The following is a 20,784-nucleotide window of genomic DNA, read 5'->3' on the forward strand; positions in this document are numbered from 1 at the left end:
TTATTTTAAATGATTCGCTAATCTTGTTTTTATGCGAGATTCGCTAAGGGTTTTGTACACTTGGCTATCAAATACGGCCAGACAAACTATTATTGGCCTGTAGTAAAAAATACTATGGGTAAAAAACCCTTCTAAAATGAATAGAATACTAAAAATAAGATAGTAGAACTGATCATACTTAATTGAAACTCGTATGTTATAAAGTACATAAACGAGATAACAGAGGAGAGCCACAAAACCAAAGTTCACTGCAAGATAGAGGTAATAGTTGTGTGTATTTAATTTATTATTGTTTGCTGATTTATCAGAACTATAACCGGTTCCATAACCTAATGGGTTTTTCTTAAACTCATTCCAATAAATGGCCAATAGAACTTCACGTCCTCCTTCAAAAGCCTGTTTAGAAACATTTTTGGTCTTAGAGTTTCCGGTAAGCAAATCTAAACGTTTACCAGCTTCGCCTCTATTAAAGGCAGGGAAATTTGCTCTAACGATATTTCCGATGCCTACAAGTGCAATAAATAAGACAACGAATAAGATAACGAGTTTTACAGATCGTTGTACTATGGTAACTGGTGTAAATTTAAATTGATAATCCCAATTATTTAGGGCACCAAGTCCTAAAATAAAAACTACGGATACTAATCCGCTTCGCGAAAAGGTAAGGAAGACCGAAACAACCATAAAAGCTATGACGATGTATTTTAATTTAATCTTATCTGTAAGAAACACTAAGGCTGCCAAAGCCAAAAACTTTATACCAGATGCTGCTTGATTTGGATTTTCACCAAAACCACCCTTCCTAACACTCATTGCAAGCTCAAGAGAACGTTTAGGAAGCCCTATGAACATATCATACACTACACTGCCGCCGAGTATAAAGAAGGCGCTCACCATTACCATAATTGACAAATTTGAACTCGACGTTCTAAAAAACTGAACACAAAGGACATACAAAAAAATAGTAATTGTGTTTAAGGTAACCTTTTCTAATATTACAGCTAGTTTCGCTCTCGTAATGGCTGTGTAAATAAGTGAGAAAATAAGAACCAGAGCTAACATTTTGAAAGTGTGGGACCTAAATATGTCTAATATGTCTGTTAAGGGAAAAGTCATAAAGGACAAAGCAATAAAAACGGGAATAATAGTATAAGCAGGAGAAGACGGAAGTAAGCCCATTCGGAATAGAAAAATATCCGAATAAGACGCGAGTATAATAATAATAACCCCTAAAATATACCTCATAGACTTTACTTACTGAATTGGAATCTCGCCCAAGTTAATTTGTTTTACAGTCATTAGTGACAACACTGTTATTTAAATTTAAATCGTACTACTAACAAGATTAAAATTGGTGCTAGCCAAATTGAAATATAAGATAACCTTTCAAAGTAATATTTTTTGTTAGAACAATAGGTTTTATCGCTCGTACTTATGCTATTCCCTTCTTTTTCAAATATATCAGTTAGCATATCAACGTTTTCACGAGAATATCCTTTCTCTAAATAGAACTCTTGAATTAAAGCTGGATTTTTTTCAACCTCATCTAGGTTGTGCTTTATGGTCACACCATAATCAGGGTCTAAAATCCACCAAATATCATTTGCAGCATCAACCTGAGCCATAACAACTACGTGACCTGATAATCCTACAACTCGATTGTTGATGCCATTTGTACTAAGAAATTCAGATAAAATTATTGAGTGTTGTGAGCAAAGACCCACACCGCGTTCTAATGCTTTGCGGTAGTCGCAGTATTCGTATTTTTCAAAGGAACTAGGACTTATATAACTCGCTGCAAATAAAATATAGTTTTCGTAAAATGGAATTCTAAGATTATATTTTGATATCCCTTCATCCACCCAATAGTGGGCTATTCCATTGTTTATTGTTTCATTGGCTTTTATAGCGTATTCTTTGTCTGACAGCTCCTTTTTATCTAACTCTTGGATTACTTCTTCCTCGGTGAGGCTAATATCATTTTTAAACAGAGTAGAACTTTCAGAATAAATCTCAGAATTTCTTAATGATGTGACCAAACCAATGCAATTGATAATAAGTAGGGCAGTGGCAATGGTTATTAAAACAAGTTTTGTGATTTTTATTGGTTTCATCAATATGGTCTTTTGAAAGTTAGAAATTATTTTAATCTCTGTTTAATAAGTGCTACTATTCTATAGTTTACATCTTTAAAGCCTTTACTGAAAACAAATAAGACCATAAAGTAAATAATAGAAAAGACTATACCTATTTTTAATAATTTAAGAAATAACGCAAACAAGTTAGTCGTTACCTTAAGCTCTAAGTATCCCAAGATATAATAGGCACAGAATAATGCAAATGCAAAAAATACCAAGTGTCCTAAAAATCCGTACCAATAGGTCATTTGCTTTAGTTTAAATCCTTTCCAGAACAAGTGGTAAGGCCTCCAAATTAGAATAACTAATACTTGACTAATTATAGTCCCTAAAAATATTCCTATAACACCATAATTGATAACTAACGCTATTGAAAATACTAAGTTCACTACACTTTGAACTAAAGGAGCCCAAGTATCGGCATACAAACCAAATGCTTGAATATAGGTATCAACAGGTGTTCTTACCTGTAAAATAAAGAAAATACTTATTAGTGCCATTAAAACACTGTGGGACATAAGATACTTTTCACCTACCCAAATAGTGATTAAATCATCAAATCCAATGTAAAGTAAAACAGACGCACATCCAGCCAAGAAGAATCTTAAAGCCATCATCTCCCAGAACACTTTCATCATTGTTGAGTGATTATTCTCAGCAACTAGATTTCCTACGCCAGCTTTGGTTCCATTAAAGATTTGGCCAACAAGCGTATTTATGTTATTCATTATTAATTGATAGTTTCCAACAAATGCGACAGTTGCAGGATTAATAAAAGCAAAGATGACAATATTGTCCGTACCGTTAGATACGAACCCACCCAATTTGTGAAAGCTCAACTGCTTCACCTTTTTCAGAAGTTCTTTATTCCTTGACCGTATAGCTTTTGTAGCCTTGAATTTGAAATCTAACCATGGGTAATTTGATTTTATTTTCTTCCTAAGAATAAAAATGTAAATAAATGGGGTTGCCAATTCTAAGAAAATCCAGGCCAACACACTTTGGAAATAGAGTAATACCAAGCACTGTAGAAAAAGTCTAAGGATAAAAACAGACTGGTTTATGGTAATTCCAATATACGATTTTTGGTCTGCTTGTAACAAAAATATGTGGTACGCAAAGAAATAACTTAATAGATTACTAGATAAAAGAGCGACAAAAAGAAAGATGATTATCCCTAAATTGATTTCTGTATTTTCAAAAATAAGTGGAAAGAACAAAACCAAAATAAGCCCTGAACCAAGCATAAAAAGGCCAATTCTTTTATATAGAAAACCGAGATAACCGATAATTTCATTGATTTTCTCCTTGTTTTGTTCGTATAATGGTTTGTAAAGTGAAAACCCTACAGCTGCACCTATACCGAGTTCAGATAGATTTAAAAACTGAAGTATACTCTTGAGTGTGCCTACAATACCAATAAAATCATCACCTAGGATATCTAAAAAAATATTTCTAGAGTAAAATTGAATCACTATATAAGTAAAATGAAATACTATTGCAATCCAAGCATTTTTTATGGAAAGGGCTACTCTAGACATATCTAATTTAATCTAGATTTTAATGTTTTACCAAATGAAGAAAGCAGTTCCATCATGGTTAGTGGACAATAAGCTGCCATCATTGACCTAAGATTACGATTTTCGGTATTTATTGCACCTTTAATTTCGCGTCTAAGTTTTTTTCTGTATGTCTTCTTTTTATCAAATTTGGTATTTCTGCTAAGCAAAAAGAAATGATCTGTGTAATAAGATACTATGTAATCATTCATGGCTTTTAAAACTTCAGGATCTTTGACTGTTTTTTCTTGAAGATATTCGGTAGCCCTGATAGCAATATTTCTCTTCATTTTTGAATATTTGCTTCTTATAATCCCAACACTATCTCTATTGTAGATGTAAAGAGGACTGTTTAAAAAGCCGATATTGTCAACTTTATTTACCACATCTATGGTAAAGAAAACATCTTGATGGATAATTTTAGGAATAAAACGTAAATCCTCAACAACAGAACGTCTATAAATACGTTTCCAGCACTGAAAACCAGTTGTTCTAATTATACGCGCTGTTGCTTCTGCAGTTTTTTCAATTGAAAAACTATTATCAAACCTAGAATTATCAAATGCCGAATTACGCTCAATTTCTACAACATCGAGATTATGTTGGTTGAGAAGATTTAACATCGTTTCTAGCATATGAGCGACAATGTGGTCATCACTGTCTACAAACGAAATAATATCTCCTGTTGCATTATCTAATCCAGTATTTCTAGCGATGCTAGAGCCGCCATTACTTTGATTTATTACCTTAATTCTTGAATCTTTTTTGGATAATCTTTCACAAATCTCTTTACTGTTATCCGTAGAACCATCATTAACTAATATTATCTCTAAATTTCTGTAAGTTTGGCCGCAGATACTCTTAACACAGCGCTCAACGTAGCGTTCTGCATTATAAACCGGAACAATTACTGAAATTAGATTAGTCATTTAATGAAATCGCTATTATTTCGTGATTTTTATTTTAGTGTCTTTATAGATTATTTGTGCTAATTGAGCGACACCTTGCTTATTGAGATGGTCTTCATCGGCAAAGTATTTAGGATTTGATATTCGGGTGGAATAATCTAAGTACGCATCTAAGTTTAACGCATCTAAAAAATTGTTTACTCGCTTCAAATCGTGTTCAGCGCATTGATTAATGTAGTTTTCATTAACAGGGAATCTCACTCCAATAATCTTGATATTGTTTTGTTTGCAAAGGCTTACCAATGCTCTGTATGCCTCAAGGAAACTTTCATTTCCCATGAGATTTCTGTGGTCAGATATACCTGTGGCTACTGCAATTTCCTTACGTTGATTGTCTGTAAGGCTATACCATAACTTCTCTTTTTGGCTAGTGCTCGTTTTAAAATTTTCGTAGAGACTATTGAGAGCAAAACCGATATAACCATCATTGAATAAGGGAACTCTATCTGTAAGCAGATTTAGCTTAGATTTATTATAAACATTTAGTGAATCATCTATCTTTAAGAGGTATCGCCCTAAAAAAGTACTGTTGGAAGACCCTGTATTATTAAACATTTGAGGTTCAGTGGCTATAAAAACTTGTTTCAAATTCTTGTTTTTCTCTAACATTATTAAAACCTTAATATACATTTCATACACACCATCGGCTCCAAATGCTAAGTTGCCAACATTATCAGAAAGATTTAAAAGCTTTATGGTTTCTACATGCGAATCTCCAAGGAATATAGTTTCAGACTGGTTATCAATCGTATCATCAATACGTTGAACATATTTATGCTCTTGTTTGTAAAAGTCACTGTAGTGATAACAAATAACATTAAGTATAACAAAGAGAACTAAATATGGAATTATTTTAATGATAACACTTTTCATATGCGATACAATTAAAATTGGAAGTATATAAAATCAATAGTCCCGTCAGTTGCCCGAAAGAAGATTATCAATATTATAAGTGATAAATACACTAATATTCTCATTGGTGCTTTAAAATGACCAACCTGAAATGAATATTTAGCATCTCGATTATTAATTTCAAATATACTTAAATATATAAGGCTCAGTATAATAACATAAGGTTTTACCGATGAACCCATTAATTTTAGATATCCAACTGGGTTTTCTATAATAGAACTAGAGGTGATCTCAAAAATATAATCCATGGCATGGTTAAAAGACTCAGCCCTAAAGAAAATCCACGCAAATGTTACGGCAATAAATGTTATCAATACATTAAAAATCTGGACTAGTTTTGAAGGCAGAATCTTTACAGATTTCATGTTTTTACTATATCCTGTCTGAATAAAGTAGAATAGGGAATGTAAAAAGCCCCAAATAATAAAAGTCCAATTAGCCCCGTGCCAAAAACCGCTTACGGTGAAGGTTATGATTATGTTCATAGATCGGCGTATGCTAGAATCTACTTTACTACCACCTAAGGGAATATAAACGTAATCTCTAAACCATGTTGATAATGAAATATGCCAGCGTCTCCAGAAATCTTGAATATTCTCTGCTAGATAAGGAGACTTAAAATTCTGCATCAAATCAATTCCCATCATTCTAGAAATACCTATTGCAATATCCGAGTAACCTGAGAAATCACCATAAATTTGAAAGGCAAAAAGCACTACACCAATAACTAAAACACTTCCTGGATAGCTCTCTGAATTCTCAAATATCTGATTGGCATAAAACGCACAATTATCTGCAATAACTATTTTTTTAAATAATCCCCATAATGCCTGTTTTGCCCCTTCTTTAAATTCGAACAGATCAAACTCTCTCTTTTTTCCGAATTGTGGTAATAGGTGAGAGGCTCTCTCAATAGGACCCGCAACTAACTGTGGAAAGAAAGACACGAAGGTCATAAACTCTAAAAGGTTATCCGTTGACTTCATTTTGCCCCTGTAAATATCTATGGTATAACTCATAGTTTGAAAGGTGTAAAAGCTAATTCCTACAGGAAGAACTATGTTTAATAGGGCTGGATTAGACTCAAATCCAAAAAGACTAATAAAGTCTGTAAAAGACTCGGTAAAGAAATTGTAATATTTAAAAAACCCAAGTATTCCGAGGTTAACAAGTAAACTTAATACTAATAGCCGCTTACGTTGTTTTTTATCATTATTAAGGTCAATGGCTCTTCCAATAAAATAATCGCTAAAAGAACTGATTATAATTAATGAAAGAAACCGCCAATCCCACCAACCGTAGAACACATAGCTCGAAACCAACAACAGCGCATTCTGAAATCTTAAGTTATTGTAAGACTTATAATAAATAAAGAATACAATAACGAAGAAAACAACAAATTCAAACGAATTAAATAACATGCTTTATTATTGAGGTTAAACTTATGGGGACTTTAAATTTTAAAAATTACTTTCCTATTGATGAATATTCAAATCCAATTTTATTCATTTCTTTTTTGTCTAAAATATTTCTACCATCAAAAATAAAAGCAGGTTTTTTCATAATATCATATATCTTTTGCCAATCATAGGATTTGAATTCGTCCCATTCCGTCATAATAGCGATTGCGTGAGTATCCTTAAGAGCCTCATACGGGTCGTTATGAACAGTCATGAGTGCTTCATTCTCCTCCTCAGATCTAGTATTGAGATAATTTAGGTCGGTGTACATTTGACTTTTTCTCACCTTTGGATCATATACGGCAACTTCAGCCTGCTCATTTAACAAGTGATCTGTAACATAGATTGCTGCAGATTCCCTGGTGTCATTGGTGTCTTTTTTAAAGGCCCAGCCTAGCATCCCTATTTTTTTACCAGAAACTGTATTGTAAAGGGTACTTATCATTTTATCTGAAAATCGTCTTTTCTGATGATCATTTAAGATAATCACTTGCTCCCAATAATCAGCTACTGCTTGGAGATTATAGCTTCTTGCAATGTAAACTAAGTTTAAGATATCCTTTTGAAAACAGGATCCTCCAAAACCAATAGATGCATTTAAAAATTTTGGTCCAATCCTAGAATCCATACCTATAGCACGAGCAACTTCAGTGACATCTGCCTCAGTATGTTCACATAATTCTGATATTGCATTAATTGATGAGATTCTTTGCGCTAAGAAAGCGTTTGCAGTTAATTTAGATAACTCGGAAGACCACACATTGGTTCTCAGAATTTGATTATCTGGAACCCAACTTCCATATATTTTTGCCAAGCTTTCTATGGCGCCTTCAGATTCGCCACCTATAAGTACTCTATCCGGCTTCAACAAATCTTCAACCGCAGTACCTTCAGCCAAAAATTCTGGATTAGAAAGGATTTGAAAATTAACATCTCCACCAACATTGTGTAAAATACTTTTAATGGCTTGTGCTGTTCTAACTGGAAGTGTAGATTTTTCAACTACGATTTTATCCGATTTTGCAACATCTGCTATATTACGAGCACACAATTCCACATATTTTAAATCTGCAGCCATACCTTTCCCTTTACCATAAGTTTTGGTCGGTGTGTTTACAGAAATAAAAATCATTTCAGCCTCGTCTATTCCTTTATCTATTTCAGTAGAGAAGAAAAGGTTTTTACCTCTTGTCTCGGCAACAATATCAGCTAAGCCTGGCTCGTATACCGGAAGTTTAGAAAGGTCTTCGTCATTCCAAGCTGCAATGCGCTCTGGATTGATGTCAACTATTGTTACTTGAATATTTGGATTCATCTTAGCTATTACGGCCATAGTTGGACCTCCAACATATCCAGCGCCAATACAACAAATTTTATTAATTTTCATAATCTGATTAATTGAAATGGTGTCCATTGCACCCTTTAAAGTGGTTAATATTATATTCTAAGTTGCAATCTAAAAATTGCGGTTGGTTATTTCTAAAAAAAACAAAATAAATAACAATTACGGCACTGAAACTGCCATTAATCAAATGAATTACATTTAATGTGTAGCCCTTTAAAATTGAAATATATCTTTTGAAAAAAAAGTTTGAGGATGTACTTGCAATGTAAAGTACATGAATAAACGTCTTTAGACGTAGCATTAAAGATTGTTGTTTATAGTTCATTAGATTTGGGATCATTTATAAACAGGACAAATTTGGCTTAAATAATTCTAATCCTACAAATTAGCTCATCAAATACTACTTTTAACGATTAACATCATCAAAAAATGAATAAAGTCATAAAAAGTCGATAAAATACGTTAATTAAAGTGGAATATTACCTAATCTCCTTGTTGAAATCATTGAAACTCGTCATACCATTTTCTCAGTACAAATAATTTCCAAATATAAGGTGTATTGTCTTGTAGCCCAGCCATATGTTCTTGATACAATTTCTTAAATTTCTTTACCTTTAAATTAGGAACTTGAGATAGAAATTCTTCATTTAAGGCTTCATCAAATTCGGTTCTTAGTTGGTTTCTCATCCATTCCCCAATAGGTACTGAAAAGCCGCTTTTTGGTTGATCAAAAATTGGCTCTGGTATATATTCCTTTAATATATCTCTTAATATTCTTTTTTGTCTTCCTTTTTGATATCGGAAGTCTATTGGAAGAGATCTTGCAAACTCCACGACCCTATAATCTAAAAAAGGACTCCTAACTTCTACAGAGTAAGCCATACTGGCACGATCAACTTTTACATTGCTATTATTGTCCAGCCACAATTTGATGTTTAAATCTGCAGCTTTTTGCAGAATTGATTTAGACCAATTTTTATAATCTTTATAATGTTGCAGCCAGCCATTAAATGGTTTTTTAAGAATGCGTCCCTTTCTAGAAAAGATATTTTCAATAAAATCGTTTTCTGATTTTGTGTTTAGGGCGTTTCTAACTCTATGTGAGTTTTGCCCAATTAAATTTAAAAAAATGGGTTTGGATAAAAACTTTCGAAGACTGTAAGGCAATTTCATTATTTGTTGATTCCTAACCAAAGAGTCAAAGTGAGTATAACCTAAGAAGCTCTCATCACCACCATCACCAGATAAAGCAACAGTTACATGCTGTTTAGCAATTTTATTTAGTAGTAATGAGGGTAAAGCAGAGCTGTCAGCAAAAGGCTCATCATAGACTTTGGCCAATTTAGGTACTAAATCCAAAATATCATGCGATGCACAGATGGTAGTGTTATGATTAGAATCGATAATTGAGGCAAATTCTTCAGCAATATGGCTTTCGTCAAATTTTGGGTTGTCAAAACCAATACAGAAAGTATTTATTTTTGATTCAGACATTTCCTGAGCTAAACTAGAAACTAATGCACTATCTATGCCCCCTGAAAGAAATGAACCTATTGGTACATCTGATTGGAGTCTAATTTTCACTGCATCTTTAAGTAAGGTATGCAGCTGCTCTTTTGCATCAGTATATGAGATATTTTTTAACTGTACTTTATTTAAGTCCCAGTATTTATGGATGTCTAACTTTTTAGTTGCTAAGTCTATTACCATATAACAGCCAGCTCCAAGTTTATAAACCTTTTCCGCAATAGTATAGGGAGCAGGAATGTAACCGGTGTCAAGGAAAATAGAAATGGAGTCATCGTTAATTTTTCTGTCCTTTAATAAAGGGCCTATTTGACTACATATTTCAAAACGTTCGTCGTCCCAATAATAGTAGAAAGGTTTAACACCCATTCGATCTCTGCAAGAAAAAACCTCTTTGGTTTCAGCATTGTAAATTGAAAAGGCAAACATCCCATTGATTTTGGGAAGCAACTCTTTTCCCCAGTGATAATAGCCAATTAGTAAAACCTCGGTGTCACTTTCTGTTTTAAATTGATATCCTAGTGCTTTTAACTCCTCCCTTATATCCTTATAATTATAAATTTCCCCGTTAAAAACTATGGTCAGGTGTTTATAAGACATGGGCTGATGAGATCTTTTATCTAAATCTAGGATTGACAACCTCAAATGGCCAAAAATTAAATCATCGATTTCGGTGATACCCATATAATCAGGACCACGGAAGTTAATAGTCTGTAACTTGTCCTTAACTATACTTTTTTCGTAGGTTATATTAGTAAGGTAGATTCCGCACATATGGCTATTTTTTTGTAAAAGAAAGAAAATAAGATCTAACCACAATAATCTTTGAAAATTATCATGCCATATTCAAATTAATTCGTTGAAATGTAAGATTGAAGTCAAATGAAATTGTACGTTAATAAAATCAAAGAGTAGTAAGAAATTATTGAGTATTGTTAAACTTGTCTAAAATTACATCTGAACGATTATTTTGACCGTATATACGTTAAAATTGTTATTAAAAGGTATAAAATAAATATTTTCTTACATATATTTACACTTTATCGAAAAATTATGTAATTCGTCATTATATTTATTAGATTGCCCCAAAATTAATTCGAATAAAGAACTTTACCATTATGAACGCCCCTTTCAAACTGAGTAACTTCGCTAAGAAGTTTACATTCATTTCATTACTTTTTTTTAGTCTTATTTTAACTTCACAAACTAAAGCTTTCCCTACAGCCTTAGGCGGTGGTGCCTATGCAAGAGGAGATGCCAATTATGAGGTAGTAGAAGTTACAAATCTTAATCCAGACGGTCCAGGTAGTTTTTGGAATGCTCTAGGAAATAATAGAATAGTTGTCTTCAGAGTTTCCGGAATTATAAATATGGGAAGTGTAGGAGGTTCTAGAAGTTTAAATAATTGTATTGTACTCGGACAAACTGCGCCAGAAGGTGGAATCACTGTAGTGGGAAGAGGATGGCGTTGGGATAATTGTACCAATGTTGTTTTTAGATATGTTAGGTTTAGGACTTGGCAATGTCAAGCTGATGTCTGGGATCCATGCTCTGCAGATTCTGTTGACGTTTTAAATAGCAATAATATAATTTTTGATCATTGTAGTTTTGCTTACGGTGGAGATGAAACTCTTTCATTTAGAGGCGCCTCACATACACTTACAGTCCAAAACTGTATGTTTTCATATGGTAAAACAGGAATGTTATTAGGAGATAGTAATAATTATGACCTTAGTTATGATATGTCTTTACTCAATAATTTCTTCATGGAAATTAGCCATAGATTCCCTAATCCAAATTCTAACGGTAGAGTAGATGTTATTGGTAATTTAGTATATAGCTGGCACAATAGATTAATGCGAACTGGAGGTGCTGTTCAGTTAAATGAAATAGGTAACCACTATGTGCATCCAGAACAAGAATTGAATGGCAATTCTACATGGTCTTGGAATAAATTAGATACGACACCAAATCCACCAACTATTTACACTGCAATGAATAGAGCCACTACATCACTATTAGACAGTAATGATGATGACAATACTATTTTATGGCAATCATGGCAGGGTGGTAGGGACCCATTACCTTCTGACTTTACAAGTTCTATGTTTCCATTATTAAACTATACTGATCCTCTACCAAATGGAGATGATACTATTATTAAGGTTCAAAATAGAGAAATGGGCGCAAATGCTTACCTCGATAACAATGGTGACCCTGTACTTGAATTAGATGACCTAGATTTAGAAGGCTACAATGGTTTTGATAGCAGAGAATTCTACGATTGGAGCACTTCTCTAAATTGGGAAGATTTACCTCAAAGACAGTGGTTAATTGATAACTTACCTAATTACGGTGTTGTTCAAAACGAGCATGACCAATCAACACATACTGGCGTTGTTCCAAATATATGGATTACATCGCAAGGCTTAAATCCTGGTACATTTAACCCATTAGGTAATGATTTAGACCCTACTTACACTAATATTGAAATTTACAGTTTTGGGGTTGATAATGCAGAGGTTGTTGCCGCACAAGGAGTTGAAGTTACTCCAGAGACTGCTACTATAAATATTCCTGAAACAATAGATTTAGATGTTATTTTTACACCTGCTAACACAACCAACAAGTCTGGAGTTTGGACAAGTAGTGATGAAAGCTTAGCTACAGTTGATGCCAATGGAGTGGTAACTCCAATAGGACCAGGTGTTGTTACCATTACATTTACTTCAACCGATGGAAGTTTTACAGACTCAGCTACAATAACTATAACAAATAACTCAATTGATGCCACAGGGGTAGAGGTAAGCCCTGACACAATGACTTTAGATATTGGGCAAACTCAGCAGGCATCTGTAGTATTCTCACCTAGTGATACTACAAATCAAAATGGTTCCTGGAGTTCAGAAGATGAAAATATTGCAACTGTTAATCAAGACGGTGAAGTAACTGGTGTTTCGGAGGGTACAACTACCATTACCTTTACCTCAGAAGATGGTGGATTCACAGACACCTTAGAAGTAATAGTAGCTGATGTATTTTTTGGTACCTATGAATTTTACAATGCAGATACGGATCAATTGATTCAGTTAATTACAGAAGACACAACATTCGATTTAGAAGTTATCGGTAATCAGGTTAACTTTAGGGCTATCCCTCAAGGAGGCGATGACAATCCAAATGTTGAAAGTGTTCTTGTGCAATGGACTGGCCCAGAAAATGGAGAATGGCTTCAAAGTTTTCCTATTTATTCTGGAATGGCGGGTCATGACCAAGATATTTTTGATTTATTTCCATATACAGTTTCAGAAGGAACGTATAGCTTTACAATAACATACTACAGCGCTGATGATGCTCAAGGAAACGTTATTTCAGTAGATAATTTCGACTTAACCTTTTTTTTAGATAACGGCGTTTTAGCTAACGCCGGAAATGATGTCTCAATTTGTGAAGGAGAAAGTACGGTTTTAAATGCGTCAGGAGGAAGTAATTATTTATGGAGTACTGGAGCAACCACTGCTTCAATAACGGTAAGCCCAGCAGCAACCACAGTATATACTGTTACAGTGTCAAATGACTTAGGTGAGTCCGATACCGATGAAGTAACAGTTACCGTAAATGCTTTTCCTAATGCTCAAGTTACACCAAATCAAACCATTTGTTCTGGTGAAACCGTCACATTAACGGCAGAAGGTGGGGATAGTTATTTATGGAGTACAGGCGAGACTAGTGCTTCTATTTCAGTAAGTCCAAATACAGAAACAGAATATTCTGTTGAAGTAATTTCAAATACTTGTTCTAGCACGGCCGGTACCACTGTATTTGTAAATGATACACCTCAACTAACTATTAGTGATGACATCTTAATTATATCAGGTGAGTCAACAACTTTAACCGTTGAAGGTGCAGATAGTTATTTATGGAGTACAGGTGAAACCAGTGCTTCAATAACAGTTAGTCCTAATCAAACAACGACATATACCGTTACTGGATTTGGTAATTCTTGCGAAGCACAAGCAGAAGTAACTGTTAGCGTTGAGGACGAATTGGTGGTATCCGCAGGTGACGATCAGCGTAAGTGTCAAGACGATGGTTTTGAGGTAACATTAACTGCCTCAGATGGTGATAGTTATTTGTGGAATACAGGTGAAACAACTCAAACTATCTATGTTAATCCTTTATCTACAACAACTTATAGTGTAACAGTTACTGTTGGAAACCAGCAAGCAACAGATGAGGTCACCGTATTTGTGGATCCCAACCCAAATGTTGTTATCGCTAACGGTGATGCTGTTGATATTTTAGATGGTGATTTTGTGACTTTATCAGCATCTGGAGCAAATACTTATGAGTGGAGCAATGGAGCAACTCAACCTAATATTGCCGTAAGCCCTTCTTCAACTACTACATATGAAGTGCGCGGATATGTGAATGATTGTTATGATGAAAAACAAATTACTGTTAACGTATTTCCAGAAGTAATTGCTAATGCTGGAGAAGATAAAGATTTATGTTTAGGAGAATCGATTATTTTATCAGCTACAGGAGGTGACGAGTACCTCTGGAGCAATGGAGAAACCACAGCGTCAATAGAAGTTTCTCCAGAAATGACTACAGATTACACAGTAACTGTCTTCAATGCCCTAGATTTTGACGAAGATACCGTAAGGGTAGAGGTGTCACCTTGTGATGTTGTCTCTGAAAATCCTGACAACATAAATACTAATTTTAGCTTTGATATTTTCCCAAATCCTGCTAGAGATATAGTAAACATTAGAATAAATGGTAGTTTAGTGGTATCTCAAGTTGCCATATATGACTTAATGGGTAAGCTAGTAATGGATAATGAAATCGTTAATAATAACTTAAGTCCATCACTAACAAAAGAGCTTAATATTAGCGCATTGTTACCAGGAGTCTATTTTGTAAGACTTGTAGATGGAGAAAATGAAAGAATTAAGAAATTAATTGTGAGAAATTAATTGTAATTAATTTGTCTAACAACAGCTACTGAATCACAATTAATAATTTTTAAAAAAATATCCTGATTCTTGTAGGAATTATCAATATGATAAGACTTACAAGAATCTTTTTTTGTATCACTTTTTGAAAAATCAACAGTTCCATATCGAACCAAATTTATAACCGTTGTAGAATCTAAATTATAACTTGATACAAAAGCTTTAGCATCGGCTGAATATTCGAATGGTTTAGAAGAAATGTTTTTTACCGTTCGAGCATTGGGGCCATAATCACATGACGCATTCTTCCCGCTTAAAAAATATGCCAAAATAACTAAACCAATAGCAAATCCACCTAGATAATACCCTAGACGCTGAATAAATCTCATTTTTAAATAATTTTAAAATATCAATAAATTGGCATCGCTATAATCTAACCCGTACCATTCTGCTACAGACTTATTTGTAAGAATACCGTGGTAAAGATATAGGCCATTTTTTAAACCACGATCAAATCGTAGGGCATTTTCAATGCCACCTTGCTCACCAATTTGCAATAAATACGGCGTAAAAATATTACTAATGGAAACTGAAGCAGTCCTAGAATATCGTGCCGGAATATTTGGAACACAATAATGTATTACGCCATTATAATCAAAAGTAGGGTGATTATGTGTTGTCACTTCACTGGTTTCAAAACAGCCACCCATATCTATACTCACATCGATTACTACAGAACCGGGTTTCATTTGATTTACCATTGCTTCAGTAACAACTACTGGAGAACGATTAGAACCTCTAACTGCTCCAATAGCAACATCGCAACGTTTTAAAGCTTTAATTAAGCTTTTTGGTTGCATTGTAGAGGTATACACAGTTCTTCCAAGATTATTCTGTATACATCTTAATTTGGTAATTGAACTATCAAAGATTTTAACATTAGCACCGAGGCCAATTGCAGATCTAGCGGCAAATTCGCCAACTGTACCAGCTCCTAAGATTACAACTGACGTCGGTGGTACACCATTAATGTTACCCATCATTAAGCCGTTTCCTCCATTGACGTTTGAAAGTAATTCTGAAGCAATTAAAATAGAGGCAGTACCTGCAATCTCACTTAAAGATCGTACTGCTGGATAAGCCCCATCTTCATCCTTTATAAATTCAAAAGCCAGAGCTGTAATTCGCTTTTTGGCCAATGCTTCAAAATAAGACTTACTTTGGGTCTTTATCTGCAATGCAGAAATCAGTATGGTTTGAGGATTAATCAGCTCAATTTCATCCAGTGCAGGTGGCTCTACTTTTAAAATGATTGGGCAGGAATATACTTTTGCTTTGTCCTTTGTAATCTCGGCACCAGCTTCGCTATAGTCTTTATCTTTAAAATTGGCACCTTCACCAGCACCAGATTCAAATAATACCCTATGACCATTAGAAGTTAATGCCGAAATAGCATCAGGAGTTAAACAAACACGTTTTTCTTGAAAGTGTGTTTCTTTGGGAATACCGATAAATAAATCACCTTTTTGCTTTAAAATTTCTAAAGTTTCTTCTTGAGGTAATAATTGAGCCTTAGTGAAAGGCGATAGAGACTTACTCATTTAAGTTAGTAATTAGCAATTGCAAGATAATGAATACCTTTAAATTAATTGCCTGTTTAAGCTAACTTCAAGTTACAAATAATATGTTTATAACATAAATGGAATTTAAAAATACTGACTCACCTTTCCCCAAAAGGTCTTAGGCTTTATCATAAACTCTTCCTCTAACTCCTCCATAGTTTTGTCGTAGTCATTGATCTTATTAAACATACGGGCTCTAATGAGATAAATGGAAGGTATTACAACTGCCATGAAAGGTAATAGCCAGATAATATGTAACTCATCCATAAACCTAATGTCGTCATTTAAAGCTCCAAAGCATTGGAAACTGAACATGGCTATAGGCACAATTAAAACATGGTACCACCAATGGCGACAGGTAAAAAACCAAATTAAAGAAAGTAATAATGGGACAATCTTCATACACAGTACCCAGATGCCAACATTTACGCTTCCGTATTGCCTACTAGTATATGTTCCAAAAATAGTTTCCCATTGTTCACTATCTGGTACGTATTCATATATATAAAACAAAAAGGGAGTGGCTGCAATCAATGTAGCAACCATACTCCCCATTAAAATCTTTCGATTATAAGTTTTCTTATCCCCAAGTTGGGATTTTAAGTTTCCTTTTGTCAACTTGTGTTGTAGTTTGTCCATCTAAATCGATAATGTTAGTTGCTTGAACAGTAAATAACATTCCTCCGAAGATGGCTACAGCTAGTACTAATTTTTTAGCTTTCATAATTTAAGGGATTTAATTAATTAATTATAATACAAAGTTAAGTTGCCTAGAACCCTGTAAAAAATCAACTAATGTTAAAATCCGATGAAAATTATAATTTCAATTACGGTTTTTCCGTAATCAGCCCATCTTGGTTTTTGGAATGAAGTCATATCAATGACTTAAATTTAGAATTTGCCCATAGCATTTAATTCGGTTAAACTTTGTTTATTAATGGTTAATTTGAGGGATCTTTTATTGTTTTCGGTATGCTCAATTGTAATACTTTGGGCATTGTTTGGTATAAGCTCTTTAATTCTATCTGGCCATTCAATGAATTGCCAATGGTTTGAATTTAAATAATCTTCAATACCAAAGTTCAGCGCTTCTTCTAGAGATTCAATCCTATAAAGATCGAAATGAAATACTTTGCTGCCATTGCTTAGGTTATATTCGTTTACGATAGAAAAAGTTGGGCTCGAAACAGAGTCTGAACTCCCCAAAGACTTTAGGAGGGCAGAAACAAACGTGGTTTTACCCGAACCCATATCGCCTTGAAAAAGCACCATACCTTTCTCTAAGAAAGATAAAACTTTTACTGCAACAGCTTCAATTTCGTCTAAATTGTATGTGAAAACTACTGTATTCACTTGTTATAGCTTTTAAATCTGATGACAATAGTAAGCATAAATACTCAAAAATCCTAGTAAAAAGTGTATTTCATCGGATTTTTATGCTTTTTAAGGATTTATTTCGGTTGCAAAACAACAAATGGAATAATCATTTCCTCAAGTGAAACGCCACCATGTTGGTAAGTGTTTCTGTAATAACTAACATAATGATTAAAATTATTGGGATAGGCTAAAAAAAGATCGCCTTTAGCAAAAACAAATGAACTGCTCATTGATAAAGCAGGAAGATTAAAACTTTTAGGATTTTTTACCGCAATAACATCTTTTTCTTGGTAGGTTAAACTTCTGCCTGTTTTATATCGGAGGTTTAAACTAGTGTCTCTATCTCCTATTATCTTAGTGGGTGACTTAACATTAATTGTTCCGTGATCAGTTGTTAGAATTAATTTAAATCCAAGTTGTTGGGATAGCTGAATCATCTCTAGCAAAGGTGAGTTTTTAAACCAACTTAATGTTAATGATCTATATGCCTTATCATTTGATGCTAATTCTTTTACGACCTCCATTTCGGTTTTAGAGTGCGAGAGCATGTCAACAAAATTATAAACAACAACGCTTAAATCATTTTGCTTCAAAGACTTAAAATTTTCTACTAGTTTTTTGCCAGACCTAAGGTTTGTAATTTTATGATATTCATACTTTAAATGGCTCAATCCTAAACGTTTTAATTGCTCTCTCAAAAAATCGTTTTCATGCAGATTCTTTCCACCTTCATCTGTATCGTTTTTCCAATATTGGGGAAACAATTTTTCCATATCAGCCGGCATTAGGCCAGAAAAAATAGCATTTCTTGCATACTGTGTAGCTGTTGGGAGAATACTGTAAAATGAAATTTCAGATTCTTTTTTATAATAGGTATTTACAATCGGTTCAAAAGCTTTCCACTGATCGTACCTTAAATTATCAATGACCACTAAAAGAGTAGGTTGGGCATTATTAAGTTCTGGAACCACCTTTTCTTTAAATAGAGTATGAGACATTACAGGTGCTTCTGTATGTGGCAAGAACCAATCTTGGTAATTCTTTTCTATAAATTTGCCAAATTGCATATTGGCTTCAGTTTTCTGCGATTCTAAAATATCTGTCATTCCAACATCTTCTATATCCTCAAGTTGAAGTTCCCAATAAATCAGTTTTTGATATAACTCAATCCATTCTTGGTAGCTGTTAACCATAGCCAAATCCATGGCTATTTTTCTGAACTCTTGCTGATAATTTGAGGTTGTCTTTTCAGAAATTAAACGAGAATGGTCTAAATTTTTCTTTAAACTCAACAAAATCTGATTAGGATTAACAGGTTTAATAAGGTAGTCCGCAATCTTACTACCAATAGCTTCCTCCATAATATACTCCTCTTCACTTTTAGTTATCATTACCACTGGAAGATTGGCACGGCGCTCTTTTATTTCATTAAGTGTTTCTAGACCGCTTAGTCCGGGCATGTTTTCATCTAAAAATACGATATCAAAATTAGTATCAGACAGCACTTCGAGTGCCTCCATACCACTATTACACGTCGTTACATTATATTGCCTTTGCTCTAAAAAGAGAATATGTGGCTTTAATAAATCGATTTCATCATCAACCCAGAGTATATTTATCATGCTTCGTGTATATTTGTTTATTGATTAATTATCTATAGCTATTGGCGAGTAACAAACTTAAAATATTTAACGATCCTATTTATGGTTTTATTACTATTCCTAATTCGTTGATATTTGATTTAATTGAGCATCGATTTTTCCAGCGATTACGCCGAATTAGCCAAATGGGGTTGTCCTATCTTGTTTACCCCGGTGCTCACCATACAAGATTTCATCACGCCCTGGGCAGTATGCATTTAATGCAGAAAGCTATTCAAGTACTTCGTTTTAAAGGGGTTGAGATATCCTCTGATGAAGAAACAGGCTTGTTAATCGCCATATTATTGCATGATATTGGTCACGGACCGTTTTCTCATGCTATGGAACATAGTATTGTTAATGGTATCTCTCATGAGGAGATTTCAATTCATTTCATGGAAGAATTAAATGCGCAATTTAACGGAAGTTTAACTTTGGCAATTGCCATTTTCAAAGAAGATTATCCGCGTAAATTCATGTGTCAACTTATTTCTAGCCAATTAGACATGGATAGAGCGGATTATCTAAAGCGTGATAGTTTTTACACAGGTGTCGCGGAAGGTAATATTAATAGTGAGCGCCTGATTACAATGCTTAACGTGGTAGATGACAATCTTGTGGTAGAGGAAAAAGGGATTTACAGTGTTGAGAAGTTTTTAGTTGCCAGACGATTTATGTATTGGCAAGTCTATTTGCACAAAACGGGGTTGGTTGCAGAACAGCTTTTAACAAGAATATTGCAGCGTGCTAAAGAATTGGTTAAACAAGGTGAATCGTTAGAGTGTAGCAATGCACTTAATTATTTTTTAAGCAATGAAATATCTGAATCTAATTTCAATGAAAAAACATTACACATTTTTTCAGAATTAGACGATGTAGATGTCCTTGCAGCCATTAAACATTGGCAAAATCATAAGGATTTTGTATTGAGTAATCTTTGTGAAATGGTACTCAATAGAGAACTTCTTAAAATTAAACTTAAGAACAAGCCCATAAGAAATAAAGAATTGGAGCATCACATTGAAGAACTCGTTACTACTCATAGCGTAACTGAATTTGAAGCTGCTTACTTCGTATTTAAAGGTGAAATTACCAATCAAGCATATCAGCACAAAAAGGAACATATAGATATACTTTTAAAGACCGGAAAAATTAAGGATATTGTTAAAGCATCTGACCATTTGAACATAAAAGCCTTGAGTAAACCTATAACTAAGTATTATATGTGCTTCCCTAAAATCAGAATGTGACACATTTTTTCTATTTTTGCCAAAA

At 33.9% G+C, this 20,784-nt stretch carries 15 protein-coding genes; 2 read left to right on the top strand and 13 right to left on the bottom strand.

Going from position 1 to position 20,784, the window contains the following annotated elements:
* The 8 genes from J4050_RS09105 to asnB form a co-directional block, all read right to left on the bottom strand.
* On the bottom strand, positions 1 to 1,245 hold the full coding sequence (locus J4050_RS09105) for an O-antigen ligase family protein (protein ID WP_208154267.1): 1,245 nt from the start codon (positions 1,243 to 1,245) through the stop codon (positions 1 to 3).
* Between the two features lie 68 nt (positions 1,246 to 1,313).
* The gene (locus J4050_RS09110; RefSeq protein WP_208154268.1) at positions 1,314 to 2,114 is read right to left on the bottom strand and encodes a hypothetical protein; all 801 of its coding nucleotides are present in this window, start codon (positions 2,112 to 2,114) and stop codon (positions 1,314 to 1,316) included.
* A 26-nt stretch (positions 2,115 to 2,140) separates the two neighbouring features.
* Complete coding sequence (locus tag J4050_RS09115; RefSeq protein ID WP_208154269.1) at positions 2,141 to 3,679, bottom strand: MATE family efflux transporter; 1,539 nt, start codon at positions 3,677 to 3,679, stop codon at positions 2,141 to 2,143.
* 2 nt (positions 3,680 to 3,681) lie between these two features.
* Entirely contained in the window at positions 3,682 to 4,626 is a 945-nt protein-coding gene (locus tag J4050_RS09120; protein ID WP_208154270.1) for a glycosyltransferase family 2 protein, read from the bottom strand.
* A 15-nt stretch (positions 4,627 to 4,641) separates the two neighbouring features.
* Positions 4,642 to 5,538 carry a hypothetical protein gene (locus J4050_RS09125; RefSeq protein ID WP_208154271.1) on the bottom strand — a complete coding sequence of 299 codons (897 nt, stop codon included), beginning with the start codon at positions 5,536 to 5,538 and terminating at the stop codon, positions 4,642 to 4,644.
* A gap of 11 nt (positions 5,539 to 5,549) precedes the next feature.
* Positions 5,550 to 6,998: an MBOAT family O-acyltransferase gene (locus J4050_RS09130; protein ID WP_208154272.1), complete on the bottom strand. Its 1,449-nt coding sequence runs from the start codon at positions 6,996 to 6,998 to the stop codon at positions 5,550 to 5,552.
* 46 nt (positions 6,999 to 7,044) lie between these two features.
* Entirely contained in the window at positions 7,045 to 8,424 is a 1,380-nt protein-coding gene (locus tag J4050_RS09135; RefSeq protein WP_208154273.1) for a nucleotide sugar dehydrogenase, read from the bottom strand.
* A gap of 459 nt (positions 8,425 to 8,883) precedes the next feature.
* Positions 8,884 to 10,683 carry an asparagine synthase (glutamine-hydrolyzing) gene (gene asnB / locus J4050_RS09140; RefSeq protein WP_208154274.1) on the bottom strand — a complete coding sequence of 600 codons (1,800 nt, stop codon included), beginning with the start codon at positions 10,681 to 10,683 and terminating at the stop codon, positions 8,884 to 8,886.
* A gap of 344 nt (positions 10,684 to 11,027) precedes the next feature.
* Here asnB and J4050_RS09145 point away from each other — a divergent pair, with 344 nt between their 5' ends.
* A complete protein-coding gene (locus tag J4050_RS09145) occupies positions 11,028 to 14,891 on the top strand; it encodes an Ig-like domain-containing protein (RefSeq protein WP_208154275.1) in 3,864 nt (1,287 codons plus the stop codon).
* On the opposite strand, the gene J4050_RS09150 is transcribed toward J4050_RS09145, so the two are convergent.
* From J4050_RS09150 to porX, 5 genes are all read right to left on the bottom strand, one after another.
* Complete coding sequence (locus tag J4050_RS09150; RefSeq protein WP_208154276.1) at positions 14,888 to 15,259, bottom strand: hypothetical protein; 372 nt, start codon at positions 15,257 to 15,259, stop codon at positions 14,888 to 14,890. The genes J4050_RS09145 and J4050_RS09150 overlap by 4 nt on opposite strands.
* A 12-nt stretch (positions 15,260 to 15,271) precedes the next feature.
* Complete coding sequence (locus J4050_RS09155) at positions 15,272 to 16,471, bottom strand: alanine dehydrogenase (protein ID WP_208154277.1); 1,200 nt, start codon at positions 16,469 to 16,471, stop codon at positions 15,272 to 15,274.
* Between the two features lie 105 nt (positions 16,472 to 16,576).
* On the bottom strand, positions 16,577 to 17,131 hold the full coding sequence (locus J4050_RS09160; RefSeq protein ID WP_243878598.1) for a hypothetical protein: 555 nt from the start codon (positions 17,129 to 17,131) through the stop codon (positions 16,577 to 16,579).
* A 252-nt stretch (positions 17,132 to 17,383) separates the two neighbouring features.
* Entirely contained in the window at positions 17,384 to 17,845 is a 462-nt protein-coding gene (tsaE, locus tag J4050_RS09165) for a tRNA (adenosine(37)-N6)-threonylcarbamoyltransferase complex ATPase subunit type 1 TsaE (protein ID WP_208154278.1), read from the bottom strand.
* Positions 17,846 to 17,943: 98 nt separating this feature from the next.
* Positions 17,944 to 19,491, bottom strand: coding sequence for a T9SS response regulator signal transducer PorX (porX, locus tag J4050_RS09170; RefSeq protein WP_208154279.1), 1,548 nt, complete (start codon positions 19,489 to 19,491; stop codon positions 17,944 to 17,946).
* A 41-nt stretch (positions 19,492 to 19,532) separates the two neighbouring features.
* Here porX and J4050_RS09175 point away from each other — a divergent pair, with 41 nt between their 5' ends.
* Complete coding sequence (locus J4050_RS09175) at positions 19,533 to 20,759, top strand: HD domain-containing protein (RefSeq protein WP_208154280.1); 1,227 nt, start codon at positions 19,533 to 19,535, stop codon at positions 20,757 to 20,759.
* The last annotated feature ends 25 nt before the right edge of the window (positions 20,760 to 20,784 follow it).

Origin of the sequence: Winogradskyella pelagia (genome assembly GCF_017581965.1) — a bacterium.
GTDB classification, from domain to species: Bacteria; Bacteroidota; Bacteroidia; order Flavobacteriales; family Flavobacteriaceae; genus Winogradskyella; species Winogradskyella pelagia.